We start from the raw sequence: 12,133 nt of genomic DNA, 5'->3' as shown, positions 1-12,133 counted from the left end.
TTCTTTCCGCTAGTGCCGGGTGGAGGTGTTGACGGTGTTGTTCTGCGCCTGGTGGATCGCGCCGAGGTTCGCGTCCTGCGTCTGCATGATGTTCCGGGCGTTCTCGAGGCTGCCGTGGGAGGCGGCGTCGATCGCCTTGGCCACCGCCCTGCCGGTGTCCAGCGTCGACGTACGCTCCGCCTCCAGGTTCGGGCGCAGCGACTTGCCGTAGTCGTCGTCGCCCTCCCAGCCGCTCGTCCTGGCCGCGCCGTCGGCGAAGTCGGAGACGATGGAACCGGACATGGCGGCGATCTTGTTGATGAGTTCGGCCGCCCTGCGGACCTCCTCCGCGTTCGCGGTGTAGCCGCCGCTCACGTCAGACATCGTGCTCGTCCTCCGCGTCCTCGTGGATCTCGTCGCGCAGCCGGTCGGACGCCCGGTGACCCGGCCGTTCCGTCCCGTCGTCCAGGACGGAGGGGCCGAAGATCGCCCGCCAGTCGACGTCCACCCCGGTCATCTCCGGTACCGCGTCGCTCGGCCGGGTGAAGGGCTCGAAGGTCTCCATCACCTGCCGGGCCATCTGGGTCCGAGCGCGCTCGGCCGCCTCCAGGACGCTGCCGGCGAGTTCACCGGCGGTCATGTTCCGGTACTTGCCGTCCAGGAACCGCAGCGCCGTCAGTTCGCCCTGGTGGCCGACCGTGACCTCGACCGCCCGGTCCCTGGAGCGCACCGTGCAGGAGGCCTCCCGCAGTTCCGCCTCCGCCCTGGCCACGGCCTCCTGGGTGGCCTCGAGTTCGGCCATCGCCTCGGCCAGCCGCTGCTCGATCGACGCCACCGGGTCCTGGGGCGTGCCGTTGCCACGACCGTCGTTCACCGTCCGGTCTCCGTTCCTCGTCCGGTCCGCGTTCATCGTCCGATCACCGCCGGAGCGCCTCCCTCGTCCGTGCCCCACACGTCGTCGTCCTCCTCGGTCTCCCAGTTCGACCGCACGCGGTCGCCGGACTCGGTGGCCCGGCCGCCCTGACCGCCGGGCATGCCCATCGGGACATAGGGGGTGGAGGTCGTGACGGGCCGTCCGCCCCTGGTGACGATCACGTCCTCCTCGTCGTCGGCCGACGCGGCCCGGGACCTCGGCCGCCGGCGCAGCGCGGCGCCGTCGCCGTCGCTGAGCACCGAGCGGACGCGTTCGCCGTTCGAGCCGCCGGTGCCGCCCGCGCCACCCATGCCGCCCATGCCCATGGCACCCATGCCGCCCATGCCGCCGAACGCCATCGGGTTCAGCGGCACTCCGCCGGAGCTCTGCTGGTCGGCGGTGGAGCCGCCCGTCGCCTCGGCCGGCTCGCTGGTGGGGCCGCCGAGCGAGCCGCCGCTGTACGGGGTGCTGTCGTACTCCTCCCACGAGTCGGCGCCGGCGCCTCCGCCCGCGGTGTCACCGGTTCCGCCGAGGCCGGCCAGGTCCTGGTTCAGGGGAGTGGTCGAGAACCCGCCGCCGCTGAGATCGGGAAGCCCGTAGCCCAGGTCGTCGAGGCTGGACGGACTCCACTCGGGCAGGTCGTCGTTCAGCCCGGAGGTGTCGGAGCCCGTGCCGGAACCGCCCGCGGTGTCGGTCTTCCCGGAGTCGCCGGAGCCGTCGGAGCCGGCCGGGGTGCCGTTGAGGTCGGAGGTCGTGACCGTGCCGTCGGGTTTGGTGGTGGTGACGGTTCCGTCCGGTTCGATGGTCTGTACGGTGCCGTCGGGGTACTTGGTGGTCAGTGAGCCGTCCGGGTTCAGCACCGTGGTGCTGCCGTCGGGGTTGGTGACGGGTGTGCCGGAGCCGAGCGGATCGGTGTGGGTCGTGCCGTCCGGTGTGGTGGTGGTGACGGTGCCCTTGGAGGGGTCGACGATCTCTTTGGAGCCGTCCGGGAAGGTCCTGGTCAGCGTGCCGTCCGGGTTCAGCTTCGTGGTGGAGCCGTCCGGCCCGGTGACCGTGTCCTGTGCCGGGTTCAGCTGCGTGGAGTCGACGGTCCCGTCGGGGTTGACGGTGGTGACGGTGCCGTCCGGCTTGATGGTCTGTACGGTGCCGTCGGGGTACTTGGTGGTCAGTGAGCCGTCCGGGTTCAGCGTGGTGGTGCTGCCGTCGGGGTTGGTGACCGCCTTGCCCCGGTCGACGGGGGTGGTGGTGCTCTTGCCGTCCGGTGAGGTCGTGGTCAGGGTCCCGGTGGACGGGTTGAGCACCGAGACGGTGCCGTCGGGATAGGTGGTGGTCAGCGAGCCGTCCGGGTTCAGCTTCGTGGTGCTGCCGTCCGGGTTGCTGATGCTGTCGGCGGACTTCCCGTCCGTCGTGCCGTTGCCCGGGTCGAAGAGAGACCCGTCGGAGGGGAGGTCGTTCAGCGGCGAGGTGACGGGCAGGGTGGAGGGCGCGAAGGGAGAGGTGCCCTGGTCGGTGCCGCCCGCGCCGTTGAGGTCGCGCAGGTTGTCGGTCAGCCCGTCGCCGAAGTCCTTCAGGTTGTCGTTCAGGCCGCTGACATTCTCACCGATCCCCTTGGCGGTCTCGTTCAGACCTTCGGTGACGTCCTTGCCGAAGTTTTCCATGCCCTTCGACATGTCCTTGCCGAAGTTCTCCAGCCCCTTGTTCAGGTCCCCGGTGAAGTCGCCCAGGCCCTTGTTCATGTTCTCGCCGAACTTGTTCAGCTCCTCCATGGCCTTGTTCAGCGAGTCGCCCTGCTTCTCCGCCTCCTTCTTCTGCTTCTCCGCCTCCTCCTTGCTGAGTTGCTCCTCGTCCTTCTGGTACATGTCGGCGAGGGTGCTGGTGCCGCCCTTGGTCCGCGGAGCTTTGACCGCGCTCGCGACCGTCTGCCAACTGTTGCCGAGGCCCGACACGGCGTTGCGGGCGCTCTGCTCGAGGTAGGCGTCCACCTGTTCCCGCCACTTCTTGGCCGCCGCCTCGCCGAGCCTCTTCCATGCCTCGTCCTTGTTGAGGTCGCCGTACACCGGGTGGCTCTGCAGGAAGTCGGCCTTGGTCTCGTAGGTCGTGAAGTCGGCTCCGGGGTAACCGCTGTTCTGCTTCCTCTTGAGCACCTTGGTGTGGTTGTGCTGGCTCAGCCACGTGGCCAGGTCGTCCAGCAGCTCCTTCACCACGTAGTGCGGGTCGTGGACGCCGGTGGCGGCCCACTTCTTCCACGCCCCGATCAGCACATCCACCTGCTTCTGCAGGTCGCGCTGCGCCGCGGCCAGCTGGTCACCGACGGTGGACGTGGGAAAGTAGTAGTCGACGGTGAAGTTCTTGGCCGCGTAGTCCTTGCCCCCGAGCTGTTCCGCGTAGCCGGCGTAGTTACTGTGCAGCTGTTTGATCAGGCCGCGGAAGACCCCGGCGGCCTTTCCGCGCCAGGCCGACTGCTCCGAGCCCAAGGCCTTTTCCCACTGGTCCAGCACCTCGGCCTGGTCGACGAAGAACTTCTTCGCCCGGTCGAAGGACTGCGCCGTGCGCTCGAACGACCGCAGGTCGACGGCGCCACTGTCCGGCACCCGCTGTCCGGCGAACGAGAAGTCCTTGGTGCTGCTCTGGGTCAGGAGCGCCCCGAGCGCCTGCCGGCCTCCGAAGACGTACTGGGCCATGGCGGAGGCGTCCCACTCGGAGCCGTCGATTCCGGTGAAGGCGTTGTTGTCCCTCCAGGCATTGCCCAGATCGTCGTTGTTCTCGTGGAAGAACGTCGCCCGGCCCTTTGCGTCGGTCAGGACACCGATCAGCACGATCCGGACCCGCTTCATCTTCACGCCCTCGTGCGCGCCGTCGCCGCCCGAAGATGTGTAGAAGACGATGTCGTAGTCCTCGCCCCCGCGTACGTTGCGCCCGATGTCGCCCGGCTGCAGCTCCCTCACCGGCAGGGTCTCGATCCCGTGCCGGAAGAGGGGGACGCCTTCCTTGCTCTTGAGCTTCTCGAACAGTGTGTTGCGGTCGGGCATCGTGTACCCGGTGAAGAGGGCGACGGCCCTGGCCCAGTAGTCGTCGTCGTTGGAGGTGTCTTCAGCCACAGCGGGGCACTCCGTGGGTGGGGGAGGAGGGGCTCAGGACTTGGTGGAGGAGCTGTTCGACCCGCCCGCCGACCCCAGGTCGTCGTTCACGTCGGAGAAGACGTCGAGCAGTTTCTCGCCGTCGATGGCGGTGAGACTGTCGCCCTGGTTCTTCAGCAGGGTTTCGATGGTCGTCTGCAGGTTGTCATCGAGGTCCTCGAACAGGGTCTGCTGCGCCACGAGGATGTCGTCGATGCCCTTGGCGGCGCTGGTCACCTGCCCGACCAGCGTCTTGCCCTGCACCAGGTCGTCGGTGCTCATGTTGCCGATGGCCAGCACCTGGTTCTGGTTCAGCGTGTCGGGAGTGGTACGTCCCGCCACCAGGCTGCCGAGCGCCCGTATCACCGGGGGTGTGGCGCTGTCCGCGAGGATCGCCTTCAGCGCGGTGCGGAAGGCGTTCACGTCCTCCTCGCGGAACCGCTTCAGTTGCTGGCCGTCGAGATGAGTCAGATCGGTCACTTGTCTGTCTCCTGGATACTCGCCCGCCGTCCAGCCCCACGGGGACGGACGGCGGGCGGCGGCGCGAGCGGACGGGGGAGGGGGCTCGCGCCCGGGGGTGGACTAGCGGCCGATGCCGACCTCGGACCACATCTGGGACAGCGAGTTCTCGCTGTACTTGTAGCTGCCGTGGATGTCGTTCAGCAGGGAGGCGTGCGAGGTGAGCAGCTGCTCCATCGTGGCGACCGCGCGGTCCCAGGCCGCCTGCTTCTCGCGGTAGACGTCGGCGTCCGAGCCGTACCACGTCTTCTTGAGCTCACCGAGCTCCGCCTCCAGCGACGCCAGGGTGGTGGCGATGGCCTTGGTCTGCTGGACCATGTCGTCGGCGGCGTTCTGCACGTACGTGTAGTCGACGTGGATGTAACCGTCTGTCAGGTTTTCGGACATCACGCTCTCGTCTCGTTGGTCGGGGTGTGGGGTGAGGAGAACGGGATCAGGCGCCGGAGAGCGCATCGAAGGCCGCCTGGGACGCGTGGGTCGCATGCATGACCTTGTCGTGTGACGCGGCCTGCGTCTTGGTGTGCTCCTGGAGGCTCACACCGAGCTTGTCGATCATGTCCCGAAGGTTCTTCTGGATGACGCCGCACTGCTGGTCCCATTTCTCCAGCAGCTGCCCGAACTGCGCTCCGTCGCTGCCCTGGTAACCCCGCGCCAGGTCGCCCCGGGTGCTGTCCACGTCCCGACGGCACCTCGTGATGCCGTTGAGAGCGGATTCCAGAGCGTGGATACCGTTCCGGGTCGACTGTGCACTCGACTGCTGTCCGCCACCTGCCATGGCTCTGCTCCTGGGGTTGATGAGTCGCTGGGTGAGACCGAGACGTAGATTAGGGCCCAACGTGACTGGGAGCGCTCTCAGTTGAGCAACTTCTGAGCTGTCGGTCTCTGAGAAGCTGCCTTTTCGTACACCGCAGGAAGCCGGTCCCCCCCCGCCCGGACCCGGCGTCAGATCAGCCCGGCGCGTATGGCGTGGGCGACCGTGTGCACGCGGTTGCGCATGCCGAGGCGGAGCTGGACGGAGGTGAGGACGTTCTTGATGGTGCGCTCGGAGTAGTTCAGTTCGGCGGCGATCTCGGGCAGCGTCATTCCGGCCGACGCCAGGCGCAGCACCTCCAGGTCCCGGTGGCTGAGCCCGGAGGCGGTCAGGCCCCTCGGTCCGAGCACCTCCCGCTGGATGTGCTCCAGTTGGTCCAGCAACCGGCCCTGGACGTTCCCGGGCAGGTACGCCTGCCCCAGCGCCGCGGCGCGCACGGCCCGCACCAGCTTCGCCGCATCGGCCTCGGCACGCCACAGCACCGCCCGCACCCGGTGCCTCACGACGGCGGCCGGCTCGGCGTACCAGCCGCCGTCCGCGACCAGTACGAAGCGGGCCCGCGCCGGCGAGGGCAGACCGCTCAGCAGCTCCAGCGCCGCGGCGTCCACCCGTTGGACCCCGACCACCACGACCTCGGCCTCCTCGACGGCCGTCAGGGTGATCTGCGGACTCCGGATCAGGCACGCCTTCAGGGCGGTTTCGGTGAGCGGCTCCTCCGTCTGTACCGCAGCACGCACCGTCTTCATCCGTCCTCCTCGGGAACCGCTGGGAATCGCTGGGAACCGCTGCTCAGGGCCCGGCCGGTCGCGGGCACCCGTCCGGCCCGGGTTCCGTCCGGCCCGGGTGCCGTCCGTCGCGGCGCTGTCCGGCACGCGGGCTGTGGGTCACGGGCCGTCGCTGTGAGATGGCGCAACGCGTCTGGAACGCCTGGCGCGATCACCGCCCGGTGCGCCGTCCGCAGCGCGGCGCTCAGCCTACGGCAGCCTGCCCGGCCGCCACGGAGCACGGGATTCCGGACGCCCGCCCGGAGACCGAGGAGCACGAGGCGAGCGCGAGGCGAGCGCGAGGAGAGCACGAGGTGAGCGCGAGGTGAGCGCGAGGTGAGCGCGAGGTGAGCGCGAGGTGAGCGCGAGGAGCACACCGTCCCACGGGACCCGGCACCCTGAACGGCGGGCGGTGAACCCGATGTTCAGGCGCATGCTGTTGTCATGACATATGGCGGGGGTATCCTCACCCCGACCAGTGCCCCTCGGGGTGATTCTGCGGCTGAGGGGGTGCCCGGCGTGTTCTTCATCGACACCATGCCGACAGGGCTCGGCGACCACGGCCACCCGGCCCGCGGCGAGCGGTAACGGCTGCCCCGCCGTGGCCGCCGCGCCGCGCAACGCGGCCCCGGCCGTCGCGGCGACGGCCCGGCCGGCGGTACGGATGCCACGCATCCCGGAGCCGCGCCTCCACAACGACCATGTCACCGGCGGGCCGGAGCCCGTCCGCGACGGCGGCACCGCTCCGGCCCCGCGGGCGACGGCGATCACCGGACGCCGACCGCACCACACCGCTCGGCCCCCGGGGAGAACGGGCGGCGGTCGCGCCGCCCGCCGGGCTGCTGAGGGGAAGAACGTGAAACCAGTCCGTGTGGCGCTGCACGCCGCGGAAGCGCTTACCAGGATCGGCCTGCTGACGTGGTTGCAGGAGAGTCCCCGGGTCGTCCTGACGGCCATGGAGGAGGCCGAGGCCGTGGTGGTCGCGGTCACGGCGCTCGATTCCCCGGCGCTGGAGGTGCTGCGCGGTCTGCCCGCACCGGCGGGTGCCCGCTTCGTGCTGGTGGTGAGTGGCGGCTGGCACACCGACCTGGCGGTCGTCGCGGAACACCGGATAAGGGCGGTGCTGTGGCGCGCGGAGGTGGACGCCCCGGCGCTGGTCCGTGCGGTGCGCGACGTGGCGGAAGGGCGGGCGTGCCTGCCGCCGGGTGTCCAGGGCACGCTGCTGGACCAGTTGGAACGCGTCCAGCGCGAGGTCCTGGGACCCAGGGGCCTGACCGCCTCCGGGCTCAGCGGCCGGGAGCTCGACGTGCTGCGGCTCCTCTCGGAGGGATTCACCCTGTCGGAGATCGCCGTCGAGCTGAACTACTCCGAGCGCACCATCAAGAACGTCCTCTCCACCCTCCAGCTCCGCTTCGGGCTGCGCAACCGCGTGCAGGCTGTGTCGTACGCCATCCGCAGGGGACTCATCTGACCGGAAGCCCGTCCGGCGCTCCACCCGGATCACCGCGGAGCCAAGACGCCGGCGCGGTCGCCGGGACGGGTGGCCGGCGCGGTCGCCGGGACGGGTGGCCGGGCGGTCGCCGGGGCGCCGCGCGGCTAGTCTCGGGAGTATGGACGTGCAGGGGTCCGCGCACACGCGGCTGGCCCTCCTGGCGGCGACCGAGCCCGGCATCGCCGAGAGCCAGATCTTCCGGCTGGCGCTGCACCACGCGGCGGCGGAGCTGCGGGCGGTGGCGGGCGCGGTGCACATGCGCGGGCCGACCTCCGCGCTGCGTCTGGTGTGCTCGGCCGGCCTGCCGCCGGCGTCGGCCGAACGCTGGGACATCGTCATGGAGGACGGGCCGGCCGTTCCGGCGGGAGCCGTGCGCGAGGGCCGCCGCACCTGGGTTCCGGCGCGGGCCGACGACACCGCCGGGGTTCCGGCGAGCCCCTGGCCCGGGACCGGCCTCGCCTCCGTCCCGTTCTTCAGCGGGGACCGTGCCGTCGGCGCGATCACGCTGCTCACCGGCGACCGGGGAGAGCCGAGTGCGCGGGAGTGGGACTACCTGCGGGCCGTCGCCGCGTGGACCGAGCAGCGCATACGCCAGGCGCCGCCGCGCACCCAGCCCGCTCAGGAGTCCCAGGAGGCCCAGGAGGTGCTGGCGGGCGACCGGCTTCGGCAGGCGCTGAGGGGCGTCCCGATCGGCACCTGGGACTGGGACCTGCGCACCGGCCACCTGGAGTGGGCCGACGCCGCCGTCGCCATCTACGGGGCCCTCCCGGCGGACTACGAGCCCCGCATGGAGAACTGGATGAGGGCCGCCCACCCCGACGACCTGCCGTCGGCGATGGCGGCCGCCGAGCGGGCGATCCGTGACCGCACCGGGTACGAGACCGAGTACCGGATGCGGCGTCCCGACGGCAGTTACGGCTGGAACCAGGCCCGCGGCTCGGTGGTGTGCGACGAGAACGGCGACCCCGTGCGGATGGTGGGCGTGGTCTGGGACAGCAGCGAGTCCCGCAGCGCCCGGGACGCCCTCGCCCGCGCACTCCGCATGATGAGCGACGGCTTCGTCCTGCTGGACGACGCGGGGCGGATCGTCTTCGTCAACCTGGAGGCCGAGCGGATCTTCGGCGCCCAGGAGCAGGAACTCCTGGGGCGCCTGCTGTGGGAGCTGCCCGCCGTGCAGGGCGTCCCCGACCTGGAGCCCCGCTGCCGGCAGGCGGCCACCGCGGCGGCGGCGCCCGTGAGCTTCGACGTGTGGCTGAGCCCCGACCAGTGCCACCGCCTGCGGCTGGTCCCGGGGCCCTCCGGACTCACCGTCTACCTCACGGACGTCACCGAGAAGCGGCGGCGCGAGGCGGAACGCGCCGCCGCCCGGCGCGCCGCCGCCGAGCGTTCCGCACGGATCGCCGAGCTGACCGCCGCGCTCGCGAAGGCGACGACGTCGAGCGATGTCGTGGACGCGGTCGCCCAGCGGGTGCTCCCGCCGCTCGGAGCGAGCGGGCTGGCCATGATCACCGTCGTGGGCGGCCGGTGGCACGTCCTCGGAGCCGTCGGCTACCCGGCGCCGATGCTGGACACACTCGACGGTCTCCGGATCGAGCCGTACGACCCGGCCGGGGAAGCGCTGCTGACCGGTGCCCCGCTGTTCATACCGTCGGCCGAGGAGTTCGCCAGGCGCTACCCCCGCAGGGCCCACCTGCCGGGCGTGGCGGGCAAACAGGCGTGGGCCTTCCTGCCGCTGACCGTCTCCGGGCGTACGTTCTCCGTCTGCGTGGTCTCCTTCGACAAGCCGCGCCGCCTCGCCCACGACGAGCAGACCCTGCTGACCACCATCAGCGCCCTGGTCGCGCACGCCCTCGAACGCGCCCGGCTCTACGACGCCGAGCACACCCGTTCCCAGGAGCTGCAACGCGCCCTGCTCCCCAGGGAGCTTCCCCGACTGCCGGAGTGCACGGTCGCGGCGCGTTTCCTGGCCGCCACGCAGGACGTGGGCGGCGACTGGTACGACGTGATCCCGCTGTCCGGGGGCCGCGTCGCGCTGGTGGCCGGAGACGTCATGGGGCACGGCCTGTCCGAGGCGGCCACCATGGGCCGGCTGCGCACCGCCGTGCACACCCTGGCCGACCTGGAGCTTCCCCCGGACGAGCTGATGGGCCGCCTCAACCAGATCGTCGGCGGCCTCGGCGGGGACTCGTACGCCACCTGCCTCTACGCGGTCCACGACGCCACCACCGGCGTCTGCACCCTGACGCTGGCCGGTCACCCACCGCCGGCCGTGGTCGAGCCGGACGGCCGGGTCCACTTCCCCGAACTGTCCCCCGACCCGCCGCTCGGCGTGGCGCAACCGCCCTTCCGGGCAAGTGAGTTGAAGGTGCGGGACGGCACTCTGCTCGCGCTGTACACCGACGGTCTGGTGGAGTCCGGGGGCCGCGAGATCGGCCAGGGCATGGCCGACCTCGCCGAACTGCTGCGGACGGCCGGCCGTGACGACCTGGAGCGGCTCTGCGACCTCGTCACCTCGAAGCTGCTGCCCGACGAGCAGCCCACCGCCCCCGACGACGCGGTCCTCCTCCTCGCCCGTCTGCACACGCTGTCCGGCGACCGGATGGCCGCCTGGCAGCTGCCCGACGACCCGCGGGCGGCGGGACAGGCGCGGGAGCACGTCCGGGACCAGCTGCCCCGCTGGGGGCTCGACGAGCTGGTGATGACGACCGAACTCATCGTGAGCGAGCTCGTCGGGAACGTGGTCAGGCACGCGCGGGGTCCGGCGCGGCTCAGGCTCCTCCACACGAGGCCGGCCGGGCTGGTCTGCGAGGTGTCCGACGGGAGCCTGACGACACCCCGCATCCGCCGCGCCTCCGCGATGGACGAGGGCGGGCGCGGTCTGCAGTTGGTCGCCGCGCTGTGTCAGCGGTGGGGCGCGCGCTACACGGCGACGGGGAAGTGCATCTGGGCCGAGCAGGCGCTGTCCGGCGAAGGCCGTGAACTGCCGTGGGAGCCGGCGGCCGGCGCCGGATTCTGAGCCAGATTCCCGGAGGCTTCTCCACCCTCGTTCCGCCCCTGCTTCCGGTCCCGCCTACCATGCGCAGCCGTACGTCAGTGCAGCCGTACGTCAGTCCATCCGTACGTCAGTCCAGCCGCCGGCCCGTCGCCGGTCCTGCGCGGCCGCCGCCCGACCCAGGAGCAGGTACCGGTGTCCATACCCCCGCCCCCCGGCCCCCAGCAGCCGCAAGATCCCTGGCAGCCGCCCCATCAGCCGTCCCCGCAGGGCCCGGCGTCCCCCCAGGGCCCGGCGTACCCGCAGGGTCCGCAGGGGCCGCAGAACCCGTACGGGTCACCCCCGTACCAGCCGTGGGCGCAGGGCTACCGCCCGTTCAACCGGCCGGCCCCGGTCAACGGGGTCGCCGTCGGCGCGCTGGTCCTCGGCCTGATGTGCTTCTTCCCGGGCGCCGGGCTGGTGCTGGGGCTCATCGCGCTGCGGCAGATCAGGCGGCGTCAGGAGCGCGGCAGGGGCATGGCCGTGGCCGGCGCGGTCCTGTCCGGCGCCGGGCTCGCCCTGTGGGCGCTGGCGATCGCCGGCGGTGTCCCGGCCGACGTCTGGGCCGGTTTCAAGGACGCCGCCCGGGGCGACGGCAGCGCCTACGCGCTCCGCACGGGCGAGTGCTTCGACGCGCCCGGCGGCTCCCTGGAGGGCGAGACCTACGACGTCGACGAGGTGCCGTGCGCGGGCGAGCACGACGGCGAGGTGTTCGCCGCCTTCACGATGAAGGGCTACGGCTCCTACCCCGGCGACGGCAAGGTCACGGACGTCGCCGACGCCCGCTGCTACGCCCTCCGGTACGGCTACGCGATGGACACCTGGGCCGTGCCCGACGACGTGGACCTCTACTACCTGACGCCGACCCGGCAGAGCTGGGCCCTCGGCGACCGGGGGGTCACCTGCGTCTTCGGCAACACGGACGAGCGGGGCAGCCTGACCGGCTCCCTGCGCAACGACGGCTCCCGGCTGAACGCCGACCAGATCGCCTACCTGCACGCCGTCAACGTCGAGAACAAGGTCCTGGACACACAGCCCGTGGACACCCCCGACGACGACCTCGACGCGAGCCGGGAGTGGGCCGGGCGGCTGTCCGCCGCGCTCACCAAGGAGGCCGGGCTGCTGCGCGGCCACGCGTGGCCCGCCGCCGCGAAGCAGCCGGTCGCGGACGTGGCCGAGGACGTCCGGGCGGCCCAGAAGGAGTGGGCGCGGGCCGCGCGGGCCACCGACCCGGACACCTTCTACGAGCACTACGGCCGGGCGATGGCCCGCTCCGCCACCGACAACTCGGTCACCGCCCGCAAGGCCCTCGGGCTGGACAGCACCCCGCCCGCCGACGCGGAAGGGGACCGCGGCGGCGACGGCGGGGGAGGCGGCGGCGAACTGGAGGTGTGACAACGTCCATAGCGGGGAGAAAGTGCCTGCGTGAAGCCCCCGGCCCGCACAAGTCATCACATCGAGTGATTGTCTGGCCTTCACTTGCACGCTCCAAGTCTCGGTTGCCAGGC

The 12,133-nt window shown here is 71.5% G+C and carries 10 protein-coding genes; 3 read left to right on the top strand and 7 right to left on the bottom strand.

The window, feature by feature from the left end; translation table 11 throughout:
- Positions 1–9 precede the first annotated feature (9 nt).
- From AB0G63_RS00475 to AB0G63_RS00445, 7 genes are all read right to left on the bottom strand, one after another.
- Positions 10–363 carry a hypothetical protein gene (locus tag AB0G63_RS00475; RefSeq protein ID WP_360741879.1) on the bottom strand — a complete coding sequence of 118 codons (354 nt, stop codon included), beginning with the start codon at positions 361–363 and terminating at the stop codon, positions 10–12.
- Positions 356–781, bottom strand: a complete 426-nt coding sequence (locus AB0G63_RS00470) for a YbaB/EbfC family nucleoid-associated protein (protein WP_360742353.1) — start codon at positions 779–781, stop codon at positions 356–358. Before AB0G63_RS00470 ends, AB0G63_RS00475 begins: the two co-directional genes overlap by 8 nt.
- Before the next feature lie 104 nt (positions 782–885).
- Positions 886–3,990: an AAWKG family protein gene (locus AB0G63_RS00465; protein ID WP_360741876.1), complete on the bottom strand. Its 3,105-nt coding sequence runs from the start codon at positions 3,988–3,990 to the stop codon at positions 886–888.
- A 33-nt stretch (positions 3,991–4,023) separates the two neighbouring features.
- Positions 4,024–4,488, bottom strand: a complete 465-nt coding sequence (locus AB0G63_RS00460) for a type VII secretion system-associated protein (protein WP_360741873.1) — start codon at positions 4,486–4,488, stop codon at positions 4,024–4,026.
- A gap of 102 nt (positions 4,489–4,590) precedes the next feature.
- A complete protein-coding gene (locus AB0G63_RS00455) occupies positions 4,591–4,914 on the bottom strand; it encodes a WXG100 family type VII secretion target (RefSeq protein ID WP_360741870.1) in 324 nt (107 codons plus the stop codon).
- A 46-nt stretch (positions 4,915–4,960) separates the two neighbouring features.
- Positions 4,961–5,203 carry a hypothetical protein gene (locus AB0G63_RS00450; RefSeq protein WP_360741867.1) on the bottom strand — a complete coding sequence of 81 codons (243 nt, stop codon included), beginning with the start codon at positions 5,201–5,203 and terminating at the stop codon, positions 4,961–4,963.
- Between the two features lie 266 nt (positions 5,204–5,469).
- Entirely contained in the window at positions 5,470–6,084 is a 615-nt protein-coding gene (locus AB0G63_RS00445) for a response regulator transcription factor (protein WP_360741865.1), read from the bottom strand.
- Between the two features lie 874 nt (positions 6,085–6,958).
- Here AB0G63_RS00445 and AB0G63_RS00440 point away from each other — a divergent pair.
- From AB0G63_RS00440 to AB0G63_RS00430, 3 genes are all read left to right on the top strand, one after another.
- Positions 6,959–7,573, top strand: coding sequence for a response regulator transcription factor (locus AB0G63_RS00440; RefSeq protein WP_360741862.1), 615 nt, complete (start codon positions 6,959–6,961; stop codon positions 7,571–7,573).
- A 139-nt stretch (positions 7,574–7,712) separates the two neighbouring features.
- A complete protein-coding gene (locus AB0G63_RS00435) occupies positions 7,713–10,610 on the top strand; it encodes a SpoIIE family protein phosphatase (RefSeq protein WP_360741859.1) in 2,898 nt (965 codons plus the stop codon).
- A gap of 171 nt (positions 10,611–10,781) precedes the next feature.
- A complete protein-coding gene (locus AB0G63_RS00430) occupies positions 10,782–12,020 on the top strand; it encodes a DUF4190 domain-containing protein (RefSeq protein WP_360741856.1) in 1,239 nt (412 codons plus the stop codon).
- The last annotated feature ends 113 nt before the right edge of the window (positions 12,021–12,133 follow it).

This window comes from Streptomyces sp. NPDC020996, from assembly GCF_040641355.1.
In the GTDB taxonomy this organism is placed as follows: Bacteria; Actinomycetota; Actinomycetes; order Streptomycetales; family Streptomycetaceae; genus Streptomyces.
The sequence above is the reverse complement of the archived record's forward strand: the minus strand, read 5'-3'. Positions and strand labels throughout refer to the sequence as shown.

What these genes read in the sequence shown, in the direction of transcription:
- AB0G63_RS00455 (WP_360741870.1), bottom strand. Translation starts at nt 4,914, where the DNA reads ATGTCCGAAAACCTGACAGACGGTTACATCCACGTCGACTACACGTAC.
- AB0G63_RS00435 (WP_360741859.1), top strand. Translation starts at nt 7,713, where the DNA reads ATGGACGTGCAGGGGTCCGCGCACACGCGGCTGGCCCTCCTGGCGGCG.
- AB0G63_RS00475 (WP_360741879.1), bottom strand. Translation starts at nt 363, where the DNA reads ATGTCTGACGTGAGCGGCGGCTACACCGCGAACGCGGAGGAGGTCCGC.
- AB0G63_RS00470 (WP_360742353.1), bottom strand. Translation starts at nt 781, where the DNA reads ATGGCCGAACTCGAGGCCACCCAGGAGGCCGTGGCCAGGGCGGAGGCG.
- AB0G63_RS00445 (WP_360741865.1), bottom strand. Translation starts at nt 6,084, where the DNA reads ATGAAGACGGTGCGTGCTGCGGTACAGACGGAGGAGCCGCTCACCGAA.